The 26,838-nt window shown below is 70.6% G+C and carries 23 protein-coding genes and 1 pseudogene; 12 read left to right on the forward strand and 12 right to left on the reverse strand.

Features of this window, described 5'->3' with window-relative positions; translation table 11 throughout:
• Positions 1-33: 33 nt before the first annotated feature.
• Entirely contained in the window at positions 34-1,641 is a 1,608-nt protein-coding gene (locus ACIA77_RS14995) for an amidohydrolase (protein WP_395886424.1), read from the forward strand.
• 1 nt (position 1,642) lies between these two features.
• On the opposite strand, the gene ACIA77_RS15000 is transcribed toward ACIA77_RS14995, so the two are convergent.
• Positions 1,643-1,972, reverse strand: coding sequence for a hypothetical protein (locus ACIA77_RS15000; RefSeq protein ID WP_395886425.1), 330 nt, complete (start codon positions 1,970-1,972; stop codon positions 1,643-1,645).
• A gap of 52 nt (positions 1,973-2,024) precedes the next feature.
• Here ACIA77_RS15000 and ACIA77_RS15005 point away from each other — a divergent pair, with 52 nt between their 5' ends.
• The 6 genes from ACIA77_RS15005 to ACIA77_RS15030 all read left to right on the forward strand — a co-directional run bounded on the left by ACIA77_RS15005 (position 2,025) and on the right by ACIA77_RS15030 (position 6,623).
• The gene (locus ACIA77_RS15005) at positions 2,025-2,465 is read left to right on the forward strand and encodes a GNAT family N-acetyltransferase (RefSeq protein ID WP_395886426.1); all 441 of its coding nucleotides are present in this window, start codon (positions 2,025-2,027) and stop codon (positions 2,463-2,465) included.
• 134 nt (positions 2,466-2,599) lie between these two features.
• Complete coding sequence (locus tag ACIA77_RS15010; RefSeq protein ID WP_395886427.1) at positions 2,600-3,283, forward strand: metal-dependent transcriptional regulator; 684 nt, start codon at positions 2,600-2,602, stop codon at positions 3,281-3,283.
• A 140-nt stretch (positions 3,284-3,423) separates the two neighbouring features.
• On the forward strand, positions 3,424-4,245 hold the full coding sequence (locus tag ACIA77_RS15015; protein WP_395886428.1) for an LLM class flavin-dependent oxidoreductase: 822 nt from the start codon (positions 3,424-3,426) through the stop codon (positions 4,243-4,245).
• A 73-nt stretch (positions 4,246-4,318) separates the two neighbouring features.
• Positions 4,319-4,669, forward strand: a complete 351-nt coding sequence (locus ACIA77_RS15020) for a transcriptional regulator (RefSeq protein ID WP_239154366.1) — start codon at positions 4,319-4,321, stop codon at positions 4,667-4,669.
• A 94-nt stretch (positions 4,670-4,763) separates the two neighbouring features.
• Entirely contained in the window at positions 4,764-5,819 is a 1,056-nt protein-coding gene (locus tag ACIA77_RS15025; RefSeq protein WP_395886429.1) for an alcohol dehydrogenase catalytic domain-containing protein, read from the forward strand.
• A gap of 180 nt (positions 5,820-5,999) precedes the next feature.
• The gene (locus ACIA77_RS15030; RefSeq protein WP_395886430.1) at positions 6,000-6,623 is read left to right on the forward strand and encodes an alpha-ketoglutarate-dependent dioxygenase AlkB family protein; all 624 of its coding nucleotides are present in this window, start codon (positions 6,000-6,002) and stop codon (positions 6,621-6,623) included.
• Here the strand turns inward: ACIA77_RS15030 and ACIA77_RS15035 are convergent.
• The 6 genes from ACIA77_RS15035 to ACIA77_RS15060 all read right to left on the reverse strand — a co-directional run bounded on the left by ACIA77_RS15035 (position 6,592) and on the right by ACIA77_RS15060 (position 11,884).
• On the reverse strand, positions 6,592-7,185 hold the full coding sequence (locus ACIA77_RS15035; protein ID WP_395886431.1) for an ArsR/SmtB family transcription factor: 594 nt from the start codon (positions 7,183-7,185) through the stop codon (positions 6,592-6,594). The two genes, ACIA77_RS15030 and ACIA77_RS15035, sit on opposite strands and share 32 nt — an antisense overlap.
• 423 nt (positions 7,186-7,608) lie before the next feature.
• Positions 7,609-8,466, reverse strand: a complete 858-nt coding sequence (locus ACIA77_RS15040; protein ID WP_395886432.1) for a biotin-dependent carboxyltransferase family protein — start codon at positions 8,464-8,466, stop codon at positions 7,609-7,611.
• Complete coding sequence (locus tag ACIA77_RS15045; protein WP_395886433.1) at positions 8,466-9,068, reverse strand: allophanate hydrolase subunit 1; 603 nt, start codon at positions 9,066-9,068, stop codon at positions 8,466-8,468. The genes ACIA77_RS15040 and ACIA77_RS15045 overlap by 1 nt, the downstream gene beginning before the upstream one ends.
• A complete protein-coding gene (locus ACIA77_RS15050) occupies positions 9,065-9,814 on the reverse strand; it encodes a LamB/YcsF family protein (protein ID WP_395886434.1) in 750 nt (249 codons plus the stop codon). The genes ACIA77_RS15045 and ACIA77_RS15050 overlap by 4 nt, the downstream gene beginning before the upstream one ends.
• Position 9,815: 1 nt before the next feature.
• Complete coding sequence (locus ACIA77_RS15055) at positions 9,816-10,610, reverse strand: putative hydro-lyase (protein ID WP_395886435.1); 795 nt, start codon at positions 10,608-10,610, stop codon at positions 9,816-9,818.
• Positions 10,607-11,884: an MFS transporter gene (locus tag ACIA77_RS15060; protein WP_395886436.1), complete on the reverse strand. Its 1,278-nt coding sequence runs from the start codon at positions 11,882-11,884 to the stop codon at positions 10,607-10,609. The genes ACIA77_RS15055 and ACIA77_RS15060 overlap by 4 nt, the downstream gene beginning before the upstream one ends.
• Positions 11,885-12,008: 124 nt before the next feature.
• Between ACIA77_RS15060 and ACIA77_RS15065 the strand changes: the two genes are divergently transcribed.
• A complete protein-coding gene (locus ACIA77_RS15065) occupies positions 12,009-12,716 on the forward strand; it encodes a GntR family transcriptional regulator (protein WP_395886437.1) in 708 nt (235 codons plus the stop codon).
• 489 nt (positions 12,717-13,205) lie between these two features.
• Here the strand turns inward: ACIA77_RS15065 and ACIA77_RS15070 are convergent, their stop codons facing one another.
• The 5 genes and pseudogenes from ACIA77_RS15070 to ACIA77_RS15090 all read right to left on the reverse strand — a co-directional run bounded on the left by ACIA77_RS15070 (position 13,206) and on the right by ACIA77_RS15090 (position 21,199).
• On the reverse strand, positions 13,206-14,570 hold the full coding sequence (locus ACIA77_RS15070; RefSeq protein WP_395886438.1) for a ricin-type beta-trefoil lectin domain protein: 1,365 nt from the start codon (positions 14,568-14,570) through the stop codon (positions 13,206-13,208).
• A gap of 17 nt (positions 14,571-14,587) precedes the next feature.
• Positions 14,588-16,465: a ricin-type beta-trefoil lectin domain protein gene (locus ACIA77_RS15075; protein ID WP_395886439.1), complete on the reverse strand. Its 1,878-nt coding sequence runs from the start codon at positions 16,463-16,465 to the stop codon at positions 14,588-14,590.
• Entirely contained in the window at positions 16,462-17,547 is a 1,086-nt protein-coding gene (locus ACIA77_RS15080) for a ricin-type beta-trefoil lectin domain protein (protein WP_395886440.1), read from the reverse strand. Before ACIA77_RS15080 ends, ACIA77_RS15075 begins: the two co-directional genes overlap by 4 nt.
• A gap of 257 nt (positions 17,548-17,804) precedes the next feature.
• Positions 17,805-19,056 (reverse strand): annotated as a pseudogene (locus tag ACIA77_RS15085) (family 16 glycosylhydrolase).
• An 895-nt stretch (positions 19,057-19,951) separates the two neighbouring features.
• A complete protein-coding gene (locus ACIA77_RS15090; RefSeq protein ID WP_395886441.1) occupies positions 19,952-21,199 on the reverse strand; it encodes an ROK family protein in 1,248 nt (415 codons plus the stop codon).
• 121 nt (positions 21,200-21,320) lie between these two features.
• Between ACIA77_RS15090 and ACIA77_RS15095 the strand changes: the two genes are divergently transcribed.
• The 4 genes from ACIA77_RS15095 (at position 21,321) to ACIA77_RS15110 (ending at position 26,835) form a co-directional block, all read left to right on the forward strand.
• Positions 21,321-22,847, forward strand: coding sequence for an ROK family protein (locus ACIA77_RS15095; protein ID WP_395886442.1), 1,527 nt, complete (start codon positions 21,321-21,323; stop codon positions 22,845-22,847).
• A gap of 209 nt (positions 22,848-23,056) precedes the next feature.
• Positions 23,057-24,724, forward strand: coding sequence for an ABC transporter substrate-binding protein (locus ACIA77_RS15100; protein WP_395886444.1), 1,668 nt, complete (start codon positions 23,057-23,059; stop codon positions 24,722-24,724).
• A gap of 3 nt (positions 24,725-24,727) precedes the next feature.
• Positions 24,728-25,858, forward strand: a complete 1,131-nt coding sequence (locus tag ACIA77_RS15105; RefSeq protein WP_395886445.1) for an ABC transporter ATP-binding protein — start codon at positions 24,728-24,730, stop codon at positions 25,856-25,858.
• Positions 25,855-26,835 carry an ABC transporter permease gene (locus ACIA77_RS15110; RefSeq protein ID WP_395886446.1) on the forward strand — a complete coding sequence of 327 codons (981 nt, stop codon included), beginning with the start codon at positions 25,855-25,857 and terminating at the stop codon, positions 26,833-26,835. Before ACIA77_RS15105 ends, ACIA77_RS15110 begins: the two co-directional genes overlap by 4 nt.
• Positions 26,836-26,838: the final 3 nt, after the last annotated feature.

Below are 26,838 nucleotides of genomic sequence, written 5' to 3' on the forward strand. Positions count from 1 at the left end.
ACGTTCGATCGATCGATCGATAGGGTCTGGCTCATGCGGGTCGACGCGGTGTACGAGAACGCCCGGCTGCTGACCGGGGACGGTGTCACCGGGGACAGCGCCACCGGGACCAGTGCGCTCGCCGTGCTCCACGGGCGGGTCGTGGCGCTGGGCGCGGACGCGGAGGACCTCTCCGCGCGCAAGCGCGTCGACCTCGGCGGCGCACACGTGGTGCCCGGTTTCCACGACGCCCACAACCACATGGCGTGGTTCGGCATGGGTCTCGACGACGTGCCGCTGAGCGGCTGCCGCACCACCGAGGAGGTCTACGACGCCGTCGCGCGCCGGGCCGCCGAGCTGCCGGCCGGCAGCTGGGTGGTCGGGAGCGGTTACGACCAGAACAAGCTCGCGGGCGGCGAGCACCCCGACCGCCACGGCCTCGACCGCGCGGCGCCCGGGATGCTGGTGCGGCTCAAGCACACGTCCGGGCACATGACCGTGGTCAACTCCGCCGTGCTCCACCAGCTCGACCTCGCGCACGTGCCGGTCGGCGGGGACGTCGTGGTCGACGGCGACGGCTCGCCGACCGGGCTGCTGCGCGAACAGGCCCAGCTCTTGCTGCGCCCGCTGACCTACCCGACACCAGTCGACGCCGTGGTCCGCGGGCTCGACCGCGCGAGCGAGCGGTTCCTCGCCGAGGGCATCACGAGCGTGCAGGAGGCCGGCATCGGCGGCGGGCTGGTCGGGGAGACGCCCGCCGAGCTGGCCGCCTACCAGCTGGCGCGCGAACGCGGCGTGCTGCGCGTGCGCAGCACCGTGATGGTCGCCGCGAGCGTGCTGCACGACCTGTCCGACAGCGCGGGGTTCGGCCTCGACCTCGGCCTGCGCACCGGGTTCGGCGACGAGTGGCTGCGCGTCGGGCCGATGAAGCTCTTCGCCGACGGCTCGCTGGTCGGGCGCACCTGCGCGATGCACGAGCCGTTCGACGGCGAGCCGGGCAACCGCGGCTACTTCCAGGTGCCCGAAGAAGATCTCACCCGCACGATCCGCCTCGCGCACGACGCGGGCTGGCAGATCGCGACCCACGCCATCGGCGACCGCGCGATCACGGTGGTGCTCGACGCGTACGAGGCCGCGCTGGCCGCGTCGCCGCGCAAGGACCACCGCCACCGCATCGAGCACTGCGCCGTGCTCCAGCCCGCGGAGCTGACGCGCCTGGCTTCGCTGGGGCTGATCGCTTCGCCGCAGGGCCGGTTCGTGAACGAGCTCGGCGACGGCATGCGCGCGGCGCTCGGCGAGGAGCGCGTGCCGTGGTGCTACCGCCTGCGCAGTGTGCTCGACGCCGGCGTCGAGCTGCCCGCGAGCTCCGACCGGCCGGTCGTCGACGGCGCCCCGCTGCTCGGGCTGGCCGACATGGTGAACCGGCGGACGGCGACGGGCGCGCCGTTCTCACCGGAAGAAGCGCTCACGCCGGCGGAAGCCTTGCGCGCGTACACGTACGGCTCGGCGTACGCAACCTTCGCCGAAGATGACCTCGGCACGCTCGAACCCGGCAAGCTGGCCGACTTCGTCGCGCTTTCGGGTGATCCACTGTCTGATCTGGACGGTGTGCGCGTGCTCGCCACGGCCGTGGGCGGCGAACTGAGGTACGAGGCGCCGTGAGCTACCGGCGGCCGACGAACGCGAGGGCTTCGCGCGCGAGCGCGGGCCACGCCAGTGGTGCGTCTTCGGCCAGGGTGAACCACTCCTTCATCGGCGTGCCCTTGTTCGCGTCGAACCGCACGCCGTGCCCGCCGGCCACCAGTTCGTCGACCCGCGGCTTCGGCAGCTTCACCACGAGGTGCCCGCGCACGCACATGGCGAAGATCCGCTTGTCCACGCGCAGCGCACTCGACCCGAACCCGCTGCCGGGCCGCGGCGGTTCGACACCGTTCGCACCGTCGCTGTCCAGCAGCTCGTCGACGAGGTCCTCGAACCGCTCTTCCGGAGTCATGGCCGCACCGTAACCGCAAGCACCGACAAGACCGACCAGATTGGGGCTCCCGATGCCCGTCCGCGACGCCGTCTTCGAAGACGCCGAGGAGATCTGCGCGCTCATCGAAGAGCACGCCGTGTACGAGGACAAGCACGACCTGAAACTCGACCGCGCCGAGATGAGCGCGCACCTGTTCGGGCCCGAACCCAAGGCGTGGGTGCTGATCGCGACCCCGCCGGACCAGCCCGGCGTCGTCGCCGGCTTCGCGTTCTGCAGCTGGAACTTCTCGACGTGGCAGGCGCGGCCCGGCATCTGGCTCGACGACCTGTTCATCCGCCCCGAGTACCGCCGGCACGGCCTGGGCCGGGAGCTGCTCGACGAGCTGCGCTCACGCACGACCGGCCGCGTCGAGTGGGACATGCAGGCGGGCAACGAGAAAGCCGAGGCGTTCTACGCGCAGCTGGGTGCCGAACCGGTGCCGGGCTGGATCCGGTACCGCTGGCGGCCGTGAGGTCCGTCGGCCTGACCACACAACGGATCGCGCGGCAGACCACCCGGCGGCGCCGGTCCGGGCCGAGATCGTTGAGCGTCGAACCACGTTCGGTGCGTCCGGATGGTGAGGGGTGAACCCGTATCGTATGCAGCATGGAAGATGGTTCCGTCCGGAGGTCGTCGTCGGTCGAGGACTACGTGCGCGTGATCTACGGGCTCGTCGAGCGCGGTGAGGCCGTGACCAACGCGACGCTGGCCGGACGCCTCGAGGTGAGCCCGTCTTCGGCGTCGGGCATGGTCACGAAGCTTTCGCAGCTCGGGCTGGTGGCCCACGTGCCGTACCGGGGGATCGAATTGACCCCGGAGGGCCGGCTGCTCGCGCGGTCGGTGCTGCGCCGGCACCGGCTGATCGAGACGTACCTGGTCTCCGAGCTGGGCTACACCTGGGACGAGGTCCACGCGGAGGCCGACGCGCTGGAGCACGCGGTGTCCGACCGCCTGGTGGAGCGGATCGCCGCGAAGCTGGGCAACCCGCTGCGCGACCCGCACGGCGACCCGATCCCCGCGCCCGACGGCAGCGTCGAGGAGCTGCCGATGCGCATCCTGGACGACCTGCCACCCGGCGCCGTCGGCGAGATCGTGCGCGTGTGGGACACGGATCCGGACCTGCTGCGCTACCTCACCGAGCACGCCATCGGGCTCGGCGAACGCATCGAGGTCCTCGAACGCCAGCCGTTCGGCGGGCCCATGGTCGTGAAGGTCGGGCAGCCGCCGGACGCCGCGACGCACGCGATCGGCAAGGAGATCGCGCAGGCGCTGTCGGTCGCCGTCCGCTGAGCGTTCCGGTGAGCACTGTGTACTGACAGCCTGTCCGCCCGAGCACTGTGCACGGACACGCCGTCCGCCGACGTGCGTACGCCCGGGTGTCGCTCCCGGACGGATGTGCGCTACCCCCGTCGACACCGACGATGGGCGCCATGACCACGAAACCGTTCCGCTTCGGGATCGTCGCCGGGTACGCCCCGGACCTCAAGGCCTGGACCGACCAGGCCCGCCGGTTCGAGGACCTCGGCCTCGACACCCTGCTCGCCACCGACCCCGTCGGCGACGCCGACCCGCTCACGCTCGTGCCCGCGGCCGCCGCCGTCACGAGCCGGCTCACGCTCGGCACGTTCGTGCTCGCCGACCCGTTCCGCGACGCCCGCCAGCTCGGCTGGCAGGTCAGCACCCTGCACCGCGTGACCGGCGGACGCTTCGAACTCGGCCTCGGCGTCGGCCGGCCCGGGGCCGGCGACTTCGCGCACCGCCTCGGCCGCGACTTCGCCAAGCCGCGCGAGCGCATCGCACGCCTCGCCGACACGATCGCGTTCCTCAAGCAGACACCCGAGCGGCCGCGGCTGCTGCTCGCCGGCGGCGGGCCGAAGATGCTCGCGCTCGCCGCGCGCGAGGCCGATGTCGTCACCCTCTCGTGGGCGCCGACCACGACCGAGACCGAAGCTGATTCTATTGTGGACAACTTTCGGGAATTGGCGGGGTCGCGATTCGACGACATCGAAATTTCGGTGAACCTCATCGCCGTCGGAAATGCGCCCGCGCCGCACATCGCGAAGTACACCGGAGTGGACGTGCCCGAGCTCGTGGCGGGCGGCGCAGTCACGGTTCTGCCGGAAAACCCCGCTGCGGCAACGGAAACTCTTCGCCGCTGGCGGGAACGGTGGGGGATTTCCTACGTCACCGTCAATTCCGGCTACGCGGAACCCTTCGCAGAGATCGCGCGTTCTCTCTCCGCAGGCGGGTGATGGGCCTTCCGATCATGTGGAGTCCGGCCTACGCTCCGAAGTTTCCACAGCGACATGGTTCGGAGCGTGTGCGATGACCGGTCAGCGAACGTCGATGATGGACAGGGCGGAAACAGCGGAGCGGGATCTTGGGCGGTTGCTCGAGTCCGGACCGTTCGCGGACGCCCTGCGCGCGGCAATCAGAGCGAGGGGGCTGGGTTTGGACCGAATCAGGTACCGCTTGAGGGGTCGGGGGACTTCCTTGAGCCTGGCGACGCTGAGCCACTGGCAATCGGGCCGGTGCCGCCCGGAGCGTCCGGAATCCTTGCAGGCACTGAGGAATCTCGAAGACATCCTCGGTGTCCCGCCGAATTCACTGCGAAGACTGCTGGGACCGCCAAGATCTCGCGGCCAGTACCACCCGCCGGCACCGCCGCTCACCTAGAGCGCGACCGGCCGCGGCGAACGGCGTGCGCGCCGCCTGACGCAGGCCCGCGCCGTTCGCCGCGTTCGACCACCCGCTCTCTACGATCAGCCTCATGCGTGGCGTGGTGATCGAAGAGTTCGGGGTGCTGCCCCGGGTGGTCGAGGTGCCGGATCCGGTGGTGTCACCCGATGGGGTGGTCATCGAGGTCGAGGCGACCGGGGTGTGCCGCAGTGACTGGCACACCTGGCAGGGGCACGATCCGGCGGTGAAGCTGCCGCACGTGGCCGGCCACGAGCTGGCGGGGCGGATCGCGGCGGTCGGGGAAGACGTTCGCGGGTGGCAGGTCGGGGCCCGCGTGACGGTCCCGTTCGTGTGCGCGTGTGGCACGTGTGTCCACTGTGCCCGCGGTGACCAGCAGATCTGCGACGACGAGTTCCAGCCCGGCGCGACCCATTGGGGATCCTTCGCCGAGTTCGTCGCGATCGGGCACGCCCAGGCGAACCTCGTGGCGCTGCCCGGCGCGATGTCGGCGGCGGAGGCCGCGGCGCTCGGCTGCCGGTTCGGCACCGCGTTCCGCGCGGTGCTGCGCCAGGGCGGGGTGCGCCCGGGCCAGTGGGTGTCGGTCTACGGCTGCGGTGGCGTCGGGATCTCGGCTGTGCTGCTGGCCGCCGCCGCGGGTGCGAAGGTCGTGGCGGTGGACGTGTCGCCCGCTGCTCGGGCGCTGGCCGAGAAGTCGGGCGCGGTGCTGAGCGTGGACGCGGGCGCGTTCGACGGGCCGGAGGCGCTCGCCGAACACGTGCGGCTGCTCACGGACGGCGGCACGCACGTGTCGCTCGACTGCCTGGGCTCACCGCAGACGTGCGCCGCGTCCGTCGGCAGCCTGCGCAAGCGCGGCCGGCACGTGCAGGCCGGGCTGATGCCGCCTGCGCAAGGCGTCGCGCCGATCCCGATGCACCGCGTGATCGCGGGCGAGCTGGAGATCGTGGGCATCCACGGGCTGCAGGCGCACGAGTACCCCGAGCTGCTGAGCGTGGTCGAGCGATCGGGCATCGACCTCGCCGGGTTGATCGGCACGCGGATCGGCCTCGACGACGTGCCGGCCGCGCTGGCCGCGATGAGCGATCCGGTGCCGGCGCGAGCGGGGGTTACGGTCGTCGAGTTGCGGTGACGTCCTGTGACCTGCGCAGGTCACAGGAGTCATGTGTCCATCTTGTTGCCGCGGGAAACTTGGTTTGTGACACATCGGTGTGGCAGCGTCAACGGCGGCGGTTCTGGCGAGGGGAACAACCGCAGGAGCGCTCCGGCCGGACCCTTCGGGGTCGCTCCTGCGGAGGGGCACAATCGTGGGGTGGAGCTGTTGCCTCGTCCCCGCGCGGAGATCACGCCCGGTGCCGTCCACGTCCCCGGCTGGCTGAGCCTCGACGAACAACGCTCGCTGGTCGCCGCGTGCCGCGGCTGGCGCGGGTACCGCCAGGCCCGGCTGCCGAGCGGTGGCGTGATGTCGGTGCGCATGGTGTGCCTCGGCTGGCAGTGGATCCCGTACCGCTACTCGCGCACCCGTGAGGACGGTTCGCCCGTGGAACCGTTCCCACCCTGGCTCGGTGACCTCGGCCGGCGTGCGGTGGCGGAGGCGTACGGCGCCCCGGAAAGCGCTTACGAACCCGATGTGGCGCTCGTGAACTTCTACGACGCCGCCGCCAAGATGGGCATGCACCAGGACAAGGACGAGCGCGCGCTCGATCCCGTCGTCTCGTTGAGCCTGGGCGACACGTGCGTGTTCCGCTTCGGCAACACCGAAACCCGCAACCGCCCGTACACCGATCTCGAACTGCGCTCGGGCGACTTGTTCGTCTTCGGCGGGCCCTCGCGGCTCGCCTACCACGGCGTGCTGCGGACACTGCCCGGCACGGCCGAGCCGGAGCTGGGCCTGACGGGCCGGCTCAACCTGACGCTGCGCGTGTCGGGTCTGTGAGGTTCTCCTCCGGCAGCACCACGAGCCGCACCGCCACCGCCCGCGCGCCCGGCGCCGGCTCGCCTTCGCTCGTGTACTTCCACAGCAGCGCGCGGAACTCGGCCGCGAACTCGCCGACCTGGTCCTTGGTCAGCGTGAGGCCCGCGCGGTGGATCTGGTGCCAGCCGTCCGAGGTGTCGTAGCCGGCGTACGCGCGGACCACGAGGTCGAGGTCGTGGCTCATCTTGAGCGCGCCGATCTGCGTGTGGGCCGCGCGTTCGTCGTCGGTCAGCTCGAGACCCGGTGGCGTGTAGACGTTCGTCATCATCGAACGCCACCAGCGTTCGCGGCCTGCCGAACGCTCCTCGACCTCGGCGATCAGCTTCTGTTCGGCGAGCTTGCGCAGGTGGTAGCTCGTGGTGCCGGTGCTCTCACCGAGCGCCTTCGCGACGCTCGTCGAGTTCGCCTCCCCGTGTTTGCCCAGGTAGGTGAGGATGTCGCGGCGTACCGGGTTGGCCAGCGCCTTCTGCAGGGCCTTGAGGTCCGGGCCGGTGAGGACGCGTTGTTCCGGTGGTTCCGCCATGCGCCGAGAGTAGTGCAGAGAACCATTGCAGAGAAAGTTTGCAAAAAGTCTCTGCAACTGGCTAACCTGGCCGGGACGAAGGGGGAAGTCATGCGCAGGGGGTGGATTCCGGCACTCGCCGGAGCGGGGATGCTGCCGTGGCTGGGGGTTCTCGCAGCGACCCTGCCCGACACGTACGCCGCGCAGCACTGGCGGCTGGCGTGGCTCGGGCTCGACGTGCTGGAGCTGACCGGCCTGCTGCTGAGCGGCTGGTGGCTGCTTCGCCGCGACCGGCGGGCGCCGCTCGCGTGCGCGGCGACGGCGGCGCTGCTGCTGGCCGACGCGTGGTTCGACGTGACCACGGCCGGGCCGGACGTCGGCGAGTCGGTGGCCATGGCGCTGGTGGAACTGCCGCTGGCGGCGTTCTGCGTGGTCGCGGCGAGGTCAGCGCAGCGAGAACCGCACGCGCTGGCCGGGTCGCAGCTGGGCCGCGAGGTCGAGGTCGGTTTCGTCGACGACGGCCGGCACGGGGTAACCACCGGTCACGGGGTGGTCGGCGAGGAACAAGATCGGCACGCCCGACGGGGGCACCTGCAGCGCGCCCGGCACGGCCGCTTCCGGGGGCAGTTCCCCGGTGCGGGCGCGCGTCAGCGCGGGGCCGTCGAGGCGGACGCCGACGCGGTCGAGGTCGGCGGTCACGGTGTAGCGGGCGGTGACCAAAGTGGACAGTGCGGCGGTGGTGAACCAGCCGAGCCGCGGCCCGGGCGTGATGCGCAGGACGGGTTCCCCGGCGAGCCGCGGGCGCGGGGCGAGGTCGACGACGGGGTAGCCGGCCACGACGTCGCCCACCGGCAGCGTCATCCCCGGCGTCAGGGCCGGCGGACCGAGCCCGCCCATGGTGTCGGTGGCGCGCGCGCCGAGCACGGGCCGCACGTCGAAGCCGCCGCGGATGGCGACGTAGCACCGCAGGCCGCGGGTGGCGGTGCCGAGCACCAGTTCGTCGCCGGCCCGCAGCGCGATCGGTCCGTTGGGGGCGGCCGCGCGCCGGCCCGCGCGCACCGCGACCTCGGCGCCGGTGACGGCGACGGTCGCCGCTTCGGAGACGCGCAGTCGCAGCCCGCCGAGGGTCACCTCCAGCGCGGCGTGCGTCTCGGGATTGCCGACGAGCCGGTTGGCCAAGCGCAGCGAACCGCGGTCGGCGGCGCCGGACCGGCCGACGCCGGCGGCCGCGAGCCCGGGCCGACCGAGGTCCTGCACGGTCGCGAAGGGACCGGTGGCGAGCACTTCGGCCTTGGCCGTCATCACCGCTCCTCGAACCGGACGCGGGTGCCGGGCGGCAGCAGGTTCGGCTCCGCGCGGTCGACGTCCCACACGGGCGCGCCGGTGTGGCCCAGCAGGTGCCAGCCACCGGGCGACGAGCGCGGGTAGATCGCCGAGTACTCGCCCGCGATCGCGACGGATCCGGCGGGCACGCGCGTGCGCGGCGTCGAGCGGCGCGGCAGGTGCAGCGCGGGGTCCAAGCCGGTCAGGTACGCGAAACCCGGCGCGAAGCCGCAGAACGCCACCACGTATGAACCCGCCGCGTGCCGTTCGGCGACCTCGCGCACCGACAGCCCCGACGCTTCCGCGACTTCGGCCAGGTCCTCGCCGTCGTAGCGGACGGGGACCGTCACCGGGTCCGGACAAGCGCGGTGGAAGTCCACAGTGGACGTTTCCCCGAGCTCGCGGGTCAACGCCGCGACGTCGGCGACGGCCGGGTCGAAGCGCACCAGCAGCGTGCGCGCGGCGGGCACGACCTCCACGACCCCGGCCGGCGGGGCGAGTTCGAGCGCGGCCTGGTAGCCGAGCACGTCGTCGACCTCCACCAGCAGGGCCGAACCGCCGTAGGGCAACACCGTGTTCACACGAACGACTCCACCTTCACACCCGAATCCGTCAGCGCGGTGCGGATCCGCCGCGCGAGGTCGACGGCACCGGGGGTGTCGCCGTGCACGCACAGGGACACCGCACGCAGGTCGAGCTTCCCGCCCTCGATGTCCACGACCTCGCCGGTCGTCGCCATCGCCGTGGCGCGGGTCGCGACCTCGTCCGGGTCGTGCAGCACGGCGCCCGGCTTCTTGCGCGACACCAGCCGGCCCTCCGGCGTGTACGCGCGATCGGCGAACGCTTCGGCGTAGCCGGTCACGCCGGCCGCCGTCGCCGCGTGCAGCATCTCGGACTCCGGCGGGCACAACAGCGCCAGGTCCGAGCCGTACCGCTGCACCCCGGCGACGAGCGCCGCCGCCTGCTCGGCGTCGACGGCCGCGGTGTTGTACAGCGCACCGTGCGCCTTCACGTACTTCACGCGGCTTCCGGCGGCGCGCGCGAACGCGTCGAGCGCGCCGATCTGGTAGAGCACGTCGTCGGTGAGGTCCTGCGCGTCGATGTCGAGCGCGCGGCGGCCGAAGCCCGCGAGGTCGCGGTAGCCCACGTGCGCGCCGATCGTCACGCCGCGTTCGGCGGCGCGCTCGCACACCCGGCGCATCACACCCGGATCGCCCGCGTGGAAGCCGCACGCGATGTTCGCGCTCGTGACGATGTCGAGCATCGCCTCGTCGTCGCCCATCTTCCAGGCGCCGAACGCTTCGCCCAGGTCGCTGTTCAGATCCATGTCACTCCACCCGGTGGTCGGCCTCGAGTTGGTCGGTCAAGAACATGTACCCCGGCGCGTGCGTGATGGCGAACGGTGGCCGGGACGCCATCAGCGCCGCCTGCGGGGTGACGCCGCACGCCCAGAACACCGGCACGTCACCGGGTTCGGGGTCCACGGCGTCGCCGAAGTCGGGCCGCGTGAGGTCGGTGATGCCGAGCTCCGCCGGATCGCCGATGTGCACGGGCGCGCCGTGCACCGCGGGCATCGCCGACGTGATCCGCACGGCCTCGTCCACCAGCCCTGCCGGCAGGTAGCGCATCGACACCACCAGCGGCCCGTGCAGCCGGCCCGCCGGTTCGCACTGCCGCGTGGTCACGTACATCGACACGTTGCGGCCCTGCGCCACGTGCCGCAGCGGCAAGCCGCCGGCGGCCAGCGCCGTCTCGAACGTGAAACTGCAGCCGATCGAGAACGCCACCATGTCGCTGCGCCACAGACCCGTCGCGTCGGTGACCTCGCCGGTCAGCACCCCGTTGTGCCACACGCGATAACGCGGCAGATCCGTGCGCAGGTCCGCGCCGGGCGCGAGCCGCGTGGCCGGGTCGCCGGGTTTGCTGATGTCCAGCACTGGGCAAGACCCGGGGTTGCGCGCGCAGAACAGCAGCACGTCGTCGGCCCAGTCCTGCGGCACCGCGATCAAGTTGGTCTGCGTGTACCCGAGCGCCCAGCCCGTCGTCGGCCGGTCCGTGCCCGCGCGGAACAGCGCGCGGGCTTCGGCCGGGCTCAGTGCCGCCGGATCGCGGAACGTCGTCATGATCGGACCCCGGTGAGCTCGCGGCCACGCGTTTCGGGCAGCCACAGCAGGGCCAGCGCGGCGATCGCGTAGCCGACGGCGCCGAGCGCGATCGCGCCGCCCGCGCCCATGAACCCGACCACCGCGGGGAACGCGGCGCCCACCGCGCGGCCGAAGTTGTAGGTGAAACCCTGGCCCGTCGCGCGCAGTTCGGTCGGGAACAGCTCCGCGAGGTACGCGCCGAAGCCGCTGAAGATCGCCGACGTCGAGAAGCCGAGCGGGAAGCTGATCAGCAGCATCAGCCCGTTGGCGCCGTAGGGCAGCTGCACGAACAGCACGATCAGCAGCGCCGACAGCACGGAGAACAGGAGGAACGTCTTCTTGCGCCCCATCAGGTCGGCGAGGTAACCACCGCAGACGTAGCCGATGAACGCGCCGGTGATCAGCAGCGCGAAGTACCCGCCGGTGCCGACCACCGACAGGCCGCGGCTGGTCTTGAGGTAGTTCGGCAGCCACGTGAACAGGGTGTAGTAACCGCCCTGCACGCCGGTCGCGAGCAGCGCCGCGAAGAGCGTGGTCTTCACCAGGTCGAGGCGGAAGATCCCGCCGAGCGAGGACCACGGGTTCGCCTTCGTGCGGGCCTTGAGGCGGCTTTCGGTCGCGTGCTCGGCGTCGGACACGCTGCGCCGGACCCACAGCACGAGCAGCGCCGGCAGCACACCGACCCAGAACAGCACCCGCCACGCGACGGCGTCGTCGAGCACGCTGAACAGGATCGTGTAGACGACCACCAGCAGGCCCCAGCCGACGGCCCACGCGCTCTGCACGAACGCCACCGTCCGCCCGCGGTAGCGCGCCGCGCAGTACTCCGCGACCAGTGCGGCGCCCACGGCCCACTCGCCGCCGAAGCCCAGGCCCTGCAGCCCGCGGAACACCAGCAGCGTCTCGAAGTTCGGTGCGAACCCGCACAGCACCGTGAACAGCGTGTACAGCGCGATGGTCAGCTGCAGCGTGCGGACGCGGCCGATGCGGTCGGCCAGCACACCGGCGCCGATGCCGCCGATCGCGGAGACCACCAGCGTGGTCGTGCTGAGCAGGCCCGCCTCGCCCGAGGAGATGCCGAAGTAGGCCGTGATGGCGGCCAGCCCGAAGGGCAGCGTCTGGTAGTCGAAGGAATCGAGGCCGTAGCCGCCGAAGGCGCCGAAGAACGCCCGGCGGCCCTTGGGGCCGAGGGAACGGAACCACTCGAACGGCCGGGCCGCACTCGTGGTGCCTGCTGTCACGTTCGTGTTCATGGGGTACCTCGCAGTGGGGGGCTCATCGTGGCTCGAGTCACATGGCGGCTACCGTACGGATCGTTGAACGATTCCACAAGTCTCGCATTTTATTGTTCTCATCCGTCCGGCTACGCTGGGCGACGTGGACACCGACCAGAGCCGGCTGGGGCTCGAAGCCGACCGGGGCCTGCTGAGCCGCACGAGCACCGCGGAGCGGGTCGCGGGCGTGCTGCGCACGCGCATCGCCGAGGGCTTCTTCCTGCCCGGCGGGCGCCTGTCCGAGCAGGACATCGGCACCGCGCTCGGCGTCTCGCGCAACACCCTGCGCGAGTCGTTCCGCCTGCTCACGCACGAGCGGCTGCTCACCCACGAGCTCAACCGCGGCGTGTTCGTGCGCGTGCCGACCGTCGACGACGTGCGTGACATCTACCGCGTGCGCAAGCTCGTCGAGTGCGCCGCGGTCCGCGGGATCACCGAGCGGCCGGCGTCCTTCGACCGGATCGCCGCCACGGTCGCGGACGGTGACGCCGCCGCGGCCGGCGGGCGCTGGCAGGACCTCGGCACCGCCAACATCAGGTTCCACAGCGAGCTGGTCGGGCTCACCGGCAGCGAGCGCATCGTCGAGCTGATGCAGGGGCTCACGGCCGAACTGCGCCTGGTGTTCCACGTGATGGCCGACCCGCGCCGGTTCCACGAGCGCTACTTGCCGCGCAACCACGAGATCCTCGGCCCGCTGGCCGAAGGCGACGGCGCGGGGACGGAAAAGCTCCTCGGCGCTTACCTCGACGACGCCGAAGCTCAGCTCGTCGAGGCGTACTCCGAGCGATCGGCCGAAGCCGCCGGCGCCTGACGCGCCCCGGTGCTCCACACGGGACACATCGCTGAGGCGGGATCCGTGCCGTGGCCACGAAAATCGCCGTGACCGCACGCGGGATGTGTGCTGCGCCACGGAAAACGTTTGTCGTTTCTTGCGCGGGTGCGGCGCAGTTTCGCGCCTACTTCCGTCGTAAACCGGATGAAGCGCCTGCTTACATCACCGCTGGTCGCGCGGACGGGCAGCCGCCGGTGCACGTTCGGGCCGTCCGCCGTCCACGTGGTGTGAAGATCGCCGTTGCCTCGTTAACGTTTTCGTCAGGCCGCGTGACGCGAAGGCCGCCCAGGTCCCGGAACCCCCAGACGGGACGTCGGCCCCTTCGCCCGGCCGGATCGGGATGGTCGCCCCCAGGACCCGATCCGGGGTACGCGGCCGGGAGATGGTGGAGATGGTGGAACAGCGGCGAACCGTGATCCCCGGGGGGAGATCACGGTTCGCCGTTGTCTTTTTCCGGTGTCTGCGGCGTCAGCCGGCGTAGCGGGCGAACACCTTGGTGTAGTCCCACGGCTGCTGCGAGATCTTCGAGCAGCTGTCGGCCGGGCCACCGGTGCAGGGCCGGTCGCGGTTGGCCGACCAGAACGTGAGCCGGGCCAGGTGGTGCTGGTCGGCGTAGCCCAGGATGGTCGTGAAGTCGGCCACCGTCACCGTCTCGTTCTGGTCCGTGATGCCGTTCATGGACGAGATACCCATGTGGCGGTAGGCGGTGTCGTCGCTGTAGCCGTAGGCGTTCTTCACCACGTTCTTGAGGCCTTCGGCCGCGCGCAGCGTGAGCGTGCCCATGTCCTGCCCGGCGCCGCCGAAGTCGAACGGCATGATGACCCAGCCGTCCGCGGTGAGCCCGGACTGCGCCGCGCGGTTGACCAGACTCGAGTCCGGGCCGTTGGTGCCGGTGCCGAACGTGACGTAGATCTTGATGCCTGCGTTGTTGGCGCGCACGGTCTTCAGCGCGTCGACGGTGCGCTGCTGCACCGTCGGGTTGCTGTAGGCGTCGGCCTCGATGTCGATGTCGATCGCCTTGAGGCCGTAGGCGTTGATCACCTTCTGGTACGCCGCCGCGAGTTCACCCGCGCTGCCGCACGACGACTCGAGCTTGTTGCCGCTGTAGCCGCCGAACGACGGGATGACGTCGCCGCCCGCGCCGCGCACGGTGTTGATCGTGCCCTGGTCCACGCCGCCGGTCAGCGGGCGCGCGCCGTCCCACTGCGGGTTGCAGTAACCGTTGGACAGCACGAACGCCAGCGTGAACCACTTCACGCCCGTCGCGTTCATGATCGTGGTCGGGCTCGGCGGGGAACCCCAGCCGTTGTAGAGGTACGGCGCCACGGCCATCGCGCCGGCCGACGGCGGTGGCGTGGTGTCGCCGCCGCCCGAGGGCGCGGTCCACTTCTGGTTGGCGGTGCCGGTGCAGGTCCAGATCTGCAGGCGCGTGCCGTCGGCCGAGCTCTGGCCCGTGGCGTCGAGGCACTTGTTCGCGGCCGGGTTCACGATGTCGTGGGCCGCGGTGACGACCCACTGCTGGGCGGCGGTGCCGTTGCAGTCGTACAGCTGGACTTTGGCACCGTCCGCTGTGGACGCCGCGGTCACGTCAAGGCACTTGCCGAGGGCTCGGATCGTGCCGTCAGAGCCCACGTTCCACTGCTGGGCCGTCGTGCCGTTGCAGCCGTAGAGCTGCACCGCGGTGCCGTTGGCGCTGCTCGCGCCGGCGACGTCGACGCATTTGCCGCCGATGCCGGTGATCTGCCCGGTCGCCGCTTGCGCGCTCGCCGGGATCAGGGTGACGGCGGAGGCGGCGAGCAGGCCGCCGATCGCCGCGAGGATTCGTCTTCTCATCGGAGAACTCCTGGGGGTCAGGGAGCGGTCCACTTCTGGTTGGCCGCGCCGGTGCACGTCCAGATCTGCGTGCGGGTGCCGTTGGCCGAGGTGTTGCCGGTGACGTCGAGGCACTTGTTCGCAGCGGTGTTCACGATGTCGTGGGCGGAGTTGGCCACCCACTGCTGCGCGCCGGTGCCGTTGCAGTCGTACAGCTGGACCTTCGCACCGTCCGCTGTGGACGCGGCGGTCACGTCGAGACATTTGCCCAGCGCGCGGATCGTGCCGTCACCGGAGACGGTCCACTGCTGCGCGTTCGTGCCGTTGCAGTCGTAGAGGTCCACGGCGGTGCCGTTGGCGGTGTTCGCGCCGGCGACGTCGAGGCACTTGCCGGCGAGGCCCGTGATCTGGCCCGTGCGCCCGGTCGGCGGCTGGGTGCCGCCGCCGGCCTGCGTGCCGTTCCACGTGAACGTCGCCGACGTGTGGCCCGGCAGGGTGTAGGTGAAGGACTGGCCGCCCCAGTTCACGCGCACGCTCTGGTTGCCCGTGCCCGAGTTGTACGCGATCAGCGCCTTGGACCCGTCGGGGTTCTTCCAAGCGACGTTCCTCACCGCCGAACCGTCGTTCGAGTCGATCCGCACCGCGCCGGGCTTCACGAACTTGGTGAGGTGGCCCATCGTGTAGTACTCGACGGTGTAGTCGACCTGCCCGCTGCGCGAATCTCCGTTGTGGACGGTGATGAGCCCGGTGCAGGTGCCGCAGCCGCCGTTGTGCGGGCCCATGTTCTGGTCCACCGCGAGGCTCCACTTGGTGACCGAGCGGCTCCAGTTGCGGGTGTAGTCGATGATGTTGTTCATGTCCTCGGCCTGCTGGTTGGCGATCCAGGTGCCGCCGGAGTGCTCGGTCGAGTACGCGTTCACGTTCGGGTACTGGTTGTGCACGGTGGTCTGCGTGGCAACGTTGCCGCCGTAACCGTGCCAGGCCATGCCGCCGAAGTTGGGGTCGGTGCGGATCGACGCGTCGTCCATCGTGGGCGCCGCGTAGGCCTGGTACTGGTCCCAGTTCCAGTCGAGCGCGAGGACCTTCGTGGGCAGGCCCGCGGCGTGCAGCGCCGGCAGCAGGTTGTTCTTCGTGAAGTAGGCCAGGCCCGAGCCGTTCCAGTTCGTGGACGGGTAGCCGCTGCAGCAGGTGGGTTCGTTCGACACGGACAGGTAGTCGATCGGCACGCCAGCGCTGCGGTAGGCCTGCAGGTACTTCACGAAGTACTGGGCGTAGGCGCCGTAGTACTGCGATTCGACCCAGCCGAGGTTGTAGCTGTCGTTGTCCTTCATCCACGGCGGCGCGCTCCACGGCGACGCCATGATCTTCAGCTGCGGGTTGAGCTGCTTGGCCTGCTGCGTCAGCGGCAGCACGTCGGCCTGGTCGTGGGCGATGGAGAAGTGCGTGAGCCCGGGGTCGGTCTGCCCGGCCGGCATGTCGTCGAACGTGTAGCTGAAGCGGGCGAGGTCCGACGCACCGATGGGGTTGCGCAGGAAGCTCAGCCCGATCCCGCTGTTGGGGTCGAACAGCTTCTGCATCAGTGAGTTTCGGGTGCTCGCCGACAGTGCGCCGGAGGAGTTCATCAGCCACGCCGCGGTGTCGGTGAACGACGCGCCGCCGCCTTCGAACTGCTGGTAGGTGGTGTTCTCGTTGACGTTGATCGTCTGCTGGCCGCTGCCCGTGCCGGCGGAGAACGCGATCGACGGCTGCTGCTGCAGGCCGCGGGTCACGTTCACGCCACGCGAGTCGTCGGTCGTGGTGAGCCAGACGTTCACGGTCTCGTTGGCAGCCTGGGCGATGGGAGCAGCCACTGTGGACAATGCGGACGCCGCGAGGGCCGCCGCGCTGAGGAGCGGGAGCAGGTGGCGTTTCCTCATGCGCTCGGCACCGTCCACTTCTGGTTCGCGCCGGTGGTGCAGGTCCAGATCTGCAGGCGGGTGCCGTTGGCGGAGCTGTTGTCCGTCGCGTCGAGGCACTTGCCCGAGCCCGCGTTCACGAGCTGGCCCGACGAGTTCGCCGTCCAGTGCTGGGCGGCGGTGCCGTTGCAATCGTAGATCTGCACCTTCGTGCCGTTGGTGGTGCCGGCGCCCGTGACGTCCAGGCACTTGCCCAGCGCGCGGATCGTGCCGTCACCGGAGACGGTCCACTGCTGCGCGGTGGTGCCGTTGCAGTCGTAGAGCTGCACGGCGGTGCCGTTGGCGCTGTTGGCCGCCGCGACGTCGACGCACTTGCCGCCGAGCCCGGTGATCGGGCCCGTGCCGCCGCCGGTCGGCGGGTCGCTCTGGCCGCCGCCGATCCACTGGCCCGCCGCGGATTCGCCGACGCTCACCGCGGTGCTGTGGTTCTCGATGGGGTTCACGCGGTTCGGGAACACGACGTAGGTGACCGGGCCCTCGGTGCCGCCCGTGCTCGGGTCGGGGTCGATGCCGAGGCTCACGGCCGTGGCGTAGGACGCTTCACCGATGATGCTCGTCGGGCCGGTGTCCCCGACCACCGCGTACGTGACTTTGTTGTTGTAGATGACGGCGACCACGGAGCCGCCGTCGATGCCGTAGTTGCGGTAGTCCCAAGTGGACGTCGGCTGCGGGAGCACGACGTACGGGAGCTGGGCCGCGTTCAGGGGCTGGTCGCCGGAGGTGTGGAACGCCGTGTCGGGGTAGAAGCAGCAGTCGGTGTTCTCGTTGCACTGGCTCGTGCGCTGGCCGTCGCAGTCGATGTCCATGTCGGCCTTGAAGAACACGGCGCTACCCGACTGGCACACGGGCACCGTGGCCGCGCCACCCTCGTCGTAGCTGTACTTACCGTTCGAGATCTGCTGGCACGAGGTCGTTTTCGCGAGCAGCTGCGCCGCGGTGGGGGCGGCGGCGGGTGCCGCCGGAGCTGCCGTTGCCGTGGTACCGGAGAGGAGGGAGAGCGCTAGCAGGGCACACCCTGCCAGCGCGACGAAGAACCGCCGCACGGGGAATCTCCTTGGGGGGAAAGGGGGAGAGGCCGGTGGGGACCGGGGGATCCAGTGGGGTGGGCGCGGGTGAGCCCCGGCGGTGCCTCGCGGGTGGAGGCGGACCGGTGGGGATCCGGGGCTCCGGGTGCGCGCTCCGGTCGGGAGCGCACACCCGGACGCTGGGGGTACGTCCAGGGGAGGTGGAACACCGCGCGGGACCACCGGAGGAGGAAGAGGAGGCGAGTGGCCCCGCGCGGCAGCTTTCGGTTACGGGATCAGGGCGCGGTCCACTTCTGGTTCGGACCCGGTGCAGGTCCAGATCTGCAGGCGGGTGCCGTTGGCCGAGCTGTTCCCCGTGGCGTCGAGGCACTTGTTCGCGGCCGGGTTCACGATGTCGTGGGCCGCGGTGACCACCCACTGCTGGGCGCCGGTGCCGTTGCAGTCGTAGAGCTGCACGGGGGTGCCGTCCGCGGTGCCCGCCGCCGTCACGTCCATGCACTTGCCCAGCGCGCGCAGGGTTCCGTCACTGCCGACGGTCCAGCTCTGCGCGGCGTTGCCGTTGCAGTCGGTGATCTGGATCGGGGTGCCGTTGGCGCTGTTGGCGCCCGCGACGTCGACGCACTTGCCACCGATGCCGGTGATCTGCCCGGTGCGCCCGCTCGGCGGCGTGGTGCCGCCGGTGCCGGTGGTCACGTGCACGTAGTCGACGACGAGCTGCTGCGGGAACTGCGTGCTGCTGTTGGGATCGCCGGGCCAGTAACCGCCGACGGCGAGGTTCATGATGATGAAGAAGTTGTGGTCGTAGACCCAGCGGTTGCCGCCCAGGTCCGCCGGCGTGCGGGTCTGGTAGACGTTCCCGTCGACCGACCACACGATCTTGTTGGGCGACCAGTCCACGGCGTAGGTGTGGAAGTCGTCGGAGAAGTTCGGCCCGCTGTAGCCGGCACCGATGCCGCCGGAGCCGGAGTAGCCCGGCCCGTGGATCGTGCCGTGCACGGTGTTGGGCTCGAACCCGACGTTCTCCATCACGTCGATCTCGCCGTCGGCCGGCCAGTTGCCGCCGCCGAGCATCCAGAACGCCGGCCACATGCCCTGGCCGCGCGGGAGCTTCATGCGGGTCTCGAAGTGGCCGTAGGCCTGGCTGAACTTGCCGGACGTGTTGAGCCGCGCGGACGTGTACTCGCAGCGGCCGTACCAGCAGTTGTAGTTGCCCGGGTTCTCGCGCTTCGCGGTGATCACCAGGTGCCCCTGGCCGTCGAGCGCCGCGTTGTTGGTGCCGGACGTGTAGTACTGCCGTTCGTGGTTGTTGACGTTGTCGCCGGTCTCGTAGTTCCACTTGGAACCGTCGGCGGGGCTGCCGGCGGAGCCGTTGAAGTCGTCGGTGAAGCTGGCTGCGGCGGCGGCTTCGGGGGGTGCGAGGACGGCGGGGGTGGCTTGGAAGACGGTGGTGAGGAGGGCGGCGGCCGCGAAGAGCCCGGCCCAGCGGGAGCGTCTCAGAAATCGTCTCTGGGAGAGGGAGATGAACATCGTTGTCACCTCTTCTGGCGGAGGGGTCGCGGATTCTGCGCGTGGCAGGGGGACCGCAGGACGAAAACGCGGGGTGGGCGGAGGAAGGCACGGTGGGGCCGTGCGGTTCTCGGCCGGGCGCTTCGTGTCCACTCCGGAGGTGGACCGCAGGCGGGCGGCAAGGCGGGGGATTCGGGGCGGTTTTGGGGTCGAGGTCGGGCGAATCGGGCTACTTTGTTGTGCCTGGCAACAAAGTAAGAGAAGTATGCATGGTCCGGACCATTGCGGCAATGGGTGGGGGAGGGAATTTTTTCGACTGGAAGAAAGGGAGGGGAGTTGTTGGCGGTGGGGCCTCGTAGGGTGTGTTCCGGTGGGTGGGTGGTGGGGATGTGGTCCTGTGCCGGGGCGGCTGCGGTTGGTCTGTGGTGGGGATGCGGGCCCTCGCGGGGGCGTGTTGCGGCTGGTCTGTGGTGGTGATGCGGTCCTGCGCGGGGGCGTGTTGCGTGGCGTAAGCCCCCCGAAGCTTGAGTGTGCTAACGGCCGGTGACCCCGTGTCAAGGCGGGAAAGCGTGCCTTGACACGGGGTCGCCGGCCGTAGAGGAGCTTCGGATCGGGGGGCAGGGGCAGGGCTGGGCGCATCCTCTGGTGGGTGGTTGGGCGGCGGTTGCGTATGCGTGTGGTGCGGCGCCTGTTCGAAGTGCCGGGGGGTGGGTGCATCCTCGGTGGGTGGTTGGGCGGCGGTTGTGTACTTGTGTGGTGCGCTGCCGGTCGAGGTGCCGTGCCGGGGCTGGGTGCACTCCGGTGGGTGGTCGGGCGGGGGTTGCGTATGCGCGTGGTGCGTCGCCGGTCGAGGTGCCGGGTGCAGGGGTGTCTGCGTGGGTCCCTTGCGTTGCGTGGTGGCGTACGCGCCTGGGGGTCAGGCTGCGCCGGAGCCGATGTGTGGGGTGGGTGTCTTCGTCTGGAGGCGGGGGTCGGAGCCCTGTTCCAGCAGGTCCGCGACGGGCAACGTGGCGGCGCCCGTCGCCACTGCGTCGAGGCCCAGCTGCCCGAGTTGGATCGTGGTCTCGCCGAACGGATGGCGCAGGGCATGAGCTGAGGCCGTCGACCGGATCAGTGGCAACAGGCGTTCGCCCAGTGCCAGGCCGGCCCAGCCGCCGAGGACGATGCGTTCGGGGTTGAAGAGGTTGATCAGGTTGGCGATGCCGGCGCCGAGGTAGCCGGCGGTTTCTTCGAGGACTTTCTGGGCCGTTTTGGAGCGGTCGGCGGATGCCAGCAGGGCGGCGAACTGGTCCTGTTCCGTTTCGCCGGGGACGGCCTTGCCGCGGGCGCGGCGGTAGCGCGACAACACGGCCTCGGCGCCGATGTAGGCCTCGAGGCAGCCGTGGGAGCCGCAGCGGCAGGGCTGTCCGCCGTAGACGATGGTGGTGTGGCCCCATTCGCCGGCGCTGGAGGTGGAGCCGCGGTAGGTGGCGCCGTCTGCGATGACGGCGGCGCCGACGCCGGAGCCGATGAGCACGATCACGGCGTGGCGCGCGCCGCGGCCGGCGCCGAACCACATTTCGGCCTGGCCCTGCGTCTTGGCGCCGTTGTCGATGAACACGGGCAGGTCGAGGCCGGCGTCGCGCAGTTCGTCGGCCAGGGGCACGGAGTCCCAGCCGATGGTGGGGGCGTGCACCAGCACGCGTTCGCCCTGCTCGACCACGCCGGGCACGCCGACGCCCACACCGAGCACAGCGGACTCCTCGGCCTCCGCGGACGCGATCACCTCGCGCAGGCCGGACACGACAGCCGCCACGACCGTGCGCGGTTCGGTGTGCGCGGGCGACAGCTCGTGCTCCACGGTGGCCAGCCGCCGCATCGCGAGGTCGAACAGCTCCACGCGCACGCCCGTCTCGCCGATGTCGACCCCCGCGACGTGCCCGTAGGCCGGGTCCACGCGCAGCAGCACCCGCGGCCGTCCGCCGTCCGATTCGACCAGACCGGCCTCGGTGATGAGCCGCTCCTCGCCGAGCTCGGCCGTCACGTTGCTGACCGTCGCGGCGGACAAGCCCGTGAGCTGGCTCAGTTCGTGCCGCGAAAGCGGGCCGTCGAAGTACAGTTTCGACAGCAGCAGGGAACGGTTGTGCCGCCGCAGATCGCGGACGGTGGTGCGCTTGGTCGCCATGTGACACCCATCTGGCCTCGAACTCTCCCAGCACCAGGATGCCTGATCACCGTAAGTTGTGGCCATGTATTAACTAGTGAACTAAGTCCCGAACGTATGGGCGTCTGGCAGAATCCGCCAGGTGACGAGGGTGCTCCGGCAGACGACCCGTGACCTGAGGCGGCACAACCGCGCGGCGCTCCTGTCGTCGCTCTACCTGCGTGGCCCGGTCAGCCGGCTCGAGCTCGTCGCCGAGTCCGGGCTCAGCCCCGCGACCGTGACGAACGTGGTCGCGGAGCTCATCGGCGACGGGGTGGTCGCCGAGGCCGGGTCCGTCGAGTCCGATGGTGGCAGGCCGCGCACGCTCTTGCGCGTCAGGCCCGAGTTCGGCCAGGTGGTGGGCGTCGACGTGGGCGAGACGCACGTGCGCGCCGGGCTCTTCGACTGGGCGCTCGGCACGCTCGCCACCGTGCGCCACCCCCTCGCCGGCCTCGATCCGGCGCAGGTCGTGGAACTCGCGCGCGCCGGCGTCGCCGAGGTCCTCGCGGCCGGCGGCGATCGCGTTCTGGGCGTCGGCGTGGGCGTGCCGGGCGCGGTGCGTGACGGTGGCATCGTCCACGCCCCCACGCTCGGCTGGGCCGGCGTGCCGTTCGCGGACCTGCTGCGGGCGAGCGTCCCGCTGCCGCCGGACACGCCCCTGCACCTCGACAACCGCGCCCGCACCCTCGGCCAGGCCGAGATGTGGCGCGGCGCCGGCCGCGGTGCGCAACGCGCGGTGATCGCCCTCCTGGGCGTCGGCGTCGGCGCGGCCTTCGCCACGGGCCGCGGCACGTTCCCCGGCATCACCACCACGGAGTGGGGCCACACCGTCGTGCGCGCCGCGGGCGCCCCCTGCCGCTGTGGTTCTCACGGCTGCCTCGAGGCGTACGTCGGCACCGAAGCCGTGATCCGCCGCTACCTCGAGACGCCCGGCGCCGCCCCGCTCGCGGCCACGGACACCGAACGCCGCCTGGCGGAGATCGTCGCGCTCGCCGAGGCCGAAACCGCCGCGGCCGAAACCGCTGCTGCGGGCGGAGCGGGCCACGCCGACCCGAGCTCACGCCGCGCCGCGGCCGAAGCTGCCGCCGAAGCCGGCACGACCGCCGGGCCGCCCGGCACGGCCGCCGTCGGCGCCGGTCCGAGGGCGCGCCGCGCGACCGGAGCCGCACACCTGGGCGCCCCACCCGATGAATCCGATGCCGCCGCTGCGGGCGGAGCGGGCGCCGCCGACCGGAGGCCGGGGTGTGCCGAGACCGCCTCGCGGCCCGCCGCGGCCGGCGGAACCCCGTTCGGCACCCCCTGCGACCCCACGCCGCCGGGACCGGCCGAGTGGTCTGGTCCAGCTGCGGCAACCCTCGCCGTCGTCGGTGAATACCTCGGCATCGGCATCGCGAATCTCGTCAACCTCCTGGCGCCGGACCGGGTTGTGCTGGCAGGCTCGGCGGGAGCGATCATGGGACAGGCGATCCTGCCGCACGTGCGGGACGCCGCGGCCCGGCACGCGCTCGGGTACCTGGCCGAGGCGACCGAGGTCCAGCTGGGGCAGCTGGGCCCGGAGGCAGTGGCGCTCGGGGCGGCCACGTTGCCGGTCGCCGCGCTGCTGGCGTCCGGTGGGCGTTCAGCCGGCTGAATCTCCTTGCCGCGCAAGGAGATCGACGGTCGAACACCCAGCGTGAGCCTTTCTTTCAGTACTTAAACTTAGGCACAAAATGTTACCGCCGTGTTATTGACGTGACCCGAGTCACCCGGGTTGACTCCACCTGTCGCGCGGCCGGACCGAGCACTCAGCTTCTTCGCCGAGCGCGGTCGAACCCGTAGCACCAGGACCTAGGAGGACGAATGCGAGTGAAGCGCTCCGTCGTCGCAGCGCTCGTTGCCGTGGTAGCAGCCGCGGTGCTCGCGGCCTGCGGAGGCGGCTCGAGCAGCGCGGGTGGCGGCAACGCCGCGGCCGTGCTGAACGTCGGCATGCCGAACGGCCCGCAGCCCGACAACAACAACCCGTTCCTGGAGACCTCGGCGGCCGCGTCGCTCGGGTACCGCTACGTGATCTACGAACCCCTCGTGATGCTCAACCGCGTCAAGCCGCAGGAGCCCGGGAAGCCTTGGCTCGCCACGAAGTGGGACTGGTCGGACAACTACAAGAAACTGGTCCTGACCATTCGCGACGGCGTCAAGTTCTCCGACGGTACGCCGATGACCGGCGACGACGTGGCCTACACCTTCCAGCTCCTGCGCGACAACAAGGCGCTGAACATCGACTCGGTCCCGTACAAGGACATCTCCGCGAGCGGGAACCAGGTCACCCTCGGCTTCGACACCTCGCAGTTCGTGAACCAGGTCAAGATCCTGCAGACCATCGTGGTGCCCAAGCACATCTGGTCGCAGATCAAGGACCCGTCCACCGACACCGTGAAGAACCCGGTGGGCACGGGCCCGTACACGCTCAAGTCGTTCACGCCGCAGACGATCACCGTCACGCAGCGCACCGGCTACTGGCAGGAAGCGCCGAAGGTCAAGGAAATCCGCTACACCTCCTACACCGACAACAACGCGCAGGTCGCGGCCCTCACCAGCGGTGCGGCCGAGTGGAGCTTCACCTTCATCCCGAACTACAAGACCGTCTACGTGAACAAGGACCCACAGCACTACAAGCTGTGGTTCCCGGCCCAGCTCGCGGTGCACGGCCTGTGGTTCAACACCGAGAAGGCGCCGTGGAACAACCCGAAGCTGCGTCAGGCGATCAGTAAGGTCGTCAACCGCGACGACATCTTCAACCAGGGCGAGGCCGGCTACTTCTACCCGAAGGACGACCAGGTCACCGGCATCCCGACGCCGGCGGGCGATTCGTTCATCGCGCCGCAGTACAAGGGCCAGACCGTGAAGGTCGACGTGCCGGGCGCCAAGTCGCTGCTCACGGGTGCGGGTTTCAAGTTCACCGGCAACCAGCTCGTCGACCCGACGGGCAAGCCGGTGAACATCAAGCTCACCGTGCCCTCGGGCTGGTCGGACTACATCACCGACCTCGAGATCATCAAGGACAACCTGGCGCAGATCGGCATCACCGCCACGGTCGAGAAGATGAACCAGGACGCGTGGACCAAGTCCGTCGACACCGGTGATTTCGAGGGCGTGCTGCACTGGACGAACGACGGTGCCACGCCGTACGACATGTACCGCGACGTGATGGACGGCAACCGCTACAAGCCGACCGGCCAGGGCGGCATCAACGGCAACTACGGCCGCTACAAGAACGACGAGGCCACGCAGGCGCTGGCGACCTACGCCAACGCCGCCGACGACGCCAGCCGCGCCACCGCGATGGCCAAGCTGCAGCAGATCATGATCGACCAGCAGCCGATGGTGCCGCTCATGGCCGCCAACTCCGGCGGCGAGTACAGCACGAAGAACTGGACGGGCTGGCCCGATGAAGCCAACCCGTACGGCCCGGCGCAGCCGACCCTGCGCAACGCGCTGGACATCGTCCTGCACCTGAAGCCCGCGGCCTGACGAATGGCCGAGGACAACGCAGTCGCCACCCGGGAAGCCGCCTCCGCACCGGAGGTGGCCTCCCGGGCCGGCGGGATCGACCCCGGGGCCTCGGACACGTCGGACACCGTCGTGCTCGAGGCCTCCGGGCTGACCAAGCACTTCCCCGTGCGCAAGCGCGGGCGCGAGGTGCTCACGAAGGGGCGCCGCAGCGTCCAGGCGGTCGACGACGTCGACCTCGTGCTGCGACGCGGGCGTGTGACGGCGCTCGTGGGCGAGTCCGGTTCGGGCAAGTCGACCGTCGCGCGCCTGCTCGCCCACCTCTACCCGCGCACCGGCGGTGACATCCGCCTGCACGGAAGATCGGTGACCGTCAAGGGCGGCCAGGCTTTCCGGGCGTACTGGCGACAGGTCCAGATGATCTTCCAGGACCCGTTCGCCTCGCTGAACCCCGTGCACACCGTGCGCTACCACCTCACGCGCGCGCTGAAGATCCACGGCCGCGCGGGGCGCACCGCCGAAGACCTCGAGCGGGCGCTGCACGAACTGCTCACACGGGTGCAGCTGACCCCGCCGGAGCGCTACGTCGACAAGTTCCCCCACGAGCTCTCGGGCGGCCAGCGCCAGCGCGTCGCGATCGCCCGGGCGCTCGGTGCCGATCCGGAGGCGCTGCTGGCCGACGAGCCGGTGTCCATGTTGGACGTCTCCATCCGGCTGGGTGTGCTGAACCTGTTGCGGGACCTGAAGGAACGCCTGCACCTGGCGATCCTCTACATCACGCACGACATCGCGTCGGCGCGCTACTTCGCCGACGAGACGCTGGTGATGTACGCCGGGCGCATGGTCGAAGGCGGCGATTCCGAGACCGTGACGCAGCACCCGGCGCACCCGTACACGCAGCTGCTCATCGAGTCCGCACCCGACCCCGACCGGCTCGACCCCGGCACCGCGGCCGAACCCGGTGAGGCGCCAAAGGAGAAGGGCTCTGGTGAGCCGCCGAGCCTGATCGCGCCGCCGCCGGGCTGCCGGTTCCACCCGCGCTGTCCCGTCGCGATGGAGCGGTGCAAGACCGACTTGCCGCCGCGGTTCACCGTCGAGGACGCCTCGGACCACTGGGCCGCGTGCTGGCTCTACGACCCGGCGGTGAGCGAGTGAGGTACCTGCTCCAGCGCCTCGCGTTCTACGTCTTCACCGCGTGGGCCGCCGTCACGATCAACTTCTTCATCCCGCGGCTGATCCCGGGCGACCCGGTGCAGTCGCTCATCACGAAGAACCAGGGCACGCTGAGCGCCGACGCCATCCAGTCGCTGTACGTCCTGTTCGGGCTCGACAAGAACGAGAGCCTGCTCACCCAGTACTTCCACTACTGGGGCCAGCTCTTCCGCGGCGACCTCGGGCTGTCGTTCACGTTCTTCCCCTCGCCCGTGAGCGAGGTGATCGGCGACAGTCTGCCGTGGACGATCATCCTCGTCGGGTTCACCACGGTGGTGGGCTTCCTGATCGGCACCGGGCTCGGGGTCGTCGCCGGGTGGAAGCGCGGGTCCTGGGTGGACGGTCTGCTTCCGGTGACGACGTTCCTGTCGTCCATCCCGTACTTCTGGCTCGGCCTCATCGCGATCACGCTGCTGGCCGGCCCGGACAGCTTCTTCCCCGCCTCGGGCGGCTACGACCCGGGCCTGGTGCCCGGGTGGGGCGGCGACTTCGTCGGCAGCGCGATCCAGCACAGCCTGCTGCCGGCGATCACGATCCTGATCAGCTCGATGGGCAGCTGGATCCTCGGCATGCGCAACATGATGGTCACCGTCGCTTCGGAGGACTACATCACCGTCGCGCACGCCAAGGGGCTCAAGGAACGCCGCGTGATGGTCAGCTACGCGGCCCGCAACGCGCTACTGCCGAGCGTCTCCGGTTTCGCGCTGGCGCTGGGTTTCATCGTCGGTGGCACGCTGCTCGTGGAGATCGTGTTCTCCTACCCGGGTGTGGGTTACGAGCTGTTCCAGGCCGTCGGCTCGCAGGACTACCCGTTGATGCAGGGCATCTTCCTCATCATCACGCTCTCGGTGCTGGCGGCGAACCTGCTCGCCGACGTCGCGTACCTCGTGCTCGACCCGCGCACCCGGAAGGAGGGCTGAGCC

The organism is Amycolatopsis sp. NPDC051903 (assembly GCF_044452505.1).
GTDB lineage: Bacteria > Actinomycetota > Actinomycetes > Mycobacteriales > Pseudonocardiaceae > Amycolatopsis.

Excerpts from the sequence above, each read along its gene's own strand:
- ACIA77_RS15005 (WP_395886426.1), top strand. The coding sequence starts at position 2,025 with ATGCCCGTCCGCGACGCCGTCTTCGAAGACGCCGAGGAGATCTGCGCG.
- ACIA77_RS15075 (WP_395886439.1), bottom strand. The coding sequence starts at position 16,465 with ATGAGGAAACGCCACCTGCTCCCGCTCCTCAGCGCGGCGGCCCTCGCG.
- ACIA77_RS14995 (WP_395886424.1), top strand. The coding sequence starts at position 34 with ATGCGGGTCGACGCGGTGTACGAGAACGCCCGGCTGCTGACCGGGGAC.
- ACIA77_RS15010 (WP_395886427.1), top strand. The coding sequence starts at position 2,600 with ATGGAAGATGGTTCCGTCCGGAGGTCGTCGTCGGTCGAGGACTACGTG.
- ACIA77_RS15070 (WP_395886438.1), bottom strand. The coding sequence starts at position 14,570 with ATGAGAAGACGAATCCTCGCGGCGATCGGCGGCCTGCTCGCCGCCTCC.
- ACIA77_RS15035 (WP_395886431.1), bottom strand. The coding sequence starts at position 7,185 with ATGGCGGAACCACCGGAACAACGCGTCCTCACCGGCCCGGACCTCAAG.
- ACIA77_RS15025 (WP_395886429.1), top strand. The coding sequence starts at position 4,764 with ATGCGTGGCGTGGTGATCGAAGAGTTCGGGGTGCTGCCCCGGGTGGTC.
- ACIA77_RS15000 (WP_395886425.1), bottom strand. The coding sequence starts at position 1,972 with ATGACTCCGGAAGAGCGGTTCGAGGACCTCGTCGACGAGCTGCTGGAC.
- ACIA77_RS15040 (WP_395886432.1), bottom strand. The coding sequence starts at position 8,466 with ATGACGGCCAAGGCCGAAGTGCTCGCCACCGGTCCCTTCGCGACCGTG.
- ACIA77_RS15015 (WP_395886428.1), top strand. The coding sequence starts at position 3,424 with ATGACCACGAAACCGTTCCGCTTCGGGATCGTCGCCGGGTACGCCCCG.
- ACIA77_RS15105 (WP_395886445.1), top strand. The coding sequence starts at position 24,728 with ATGGCCGAGGACAACGCAGTCGCCACCCGGGAAGCCGCCTCCGCACCG.
- ACIA77_RS15060 (WP_395886436.1), bottom strand. The coding sequence starts at position 11,884 with ATGAACACGAACGTGACAGCAGGCACCACGAGTGCGGCCCGGCCGTTC.
- ACIA77_RS15100 (WP_395886444.1), top strand. The coding sequence starts at position 23,057 with ATGCGAGTGAAGCGCTCCGTCGTCGCAGCGCTCGTTGCCGTGGTAGCA.
- ACIA77_RS15090 (WP_395886441.1), bottom strand. The coding sequence starts at position 21,199 with ATGGCGACCAAGCGCACCACCGTCCGCGATCTGCGGCGGCACAACCGT.
- ACIA77_RS15050 (WP_395886434.1), bottom strand. The coding sequence starts at position 9,814 with ATGGATCTGAACAGCGACCTGGGCGAAGCGTTCGGCGCCTGGAAGATG.
- ACIA77_RS15020 (WP_239154366.1), top strand. The coding sequence starts at position 4,319 with ATGACCGGTCAGCGAACGTCGATGATGGACAGGGCGGAAACAGCGGAG.
- ACIA77_RS15055 (WP_395886435.1), bottom strand. The coding sequence starts at position 10,610 with ATGACGACGTTCCGCGATCCGGCGGCACTGAGCCCGGCCGAAGCCCGC.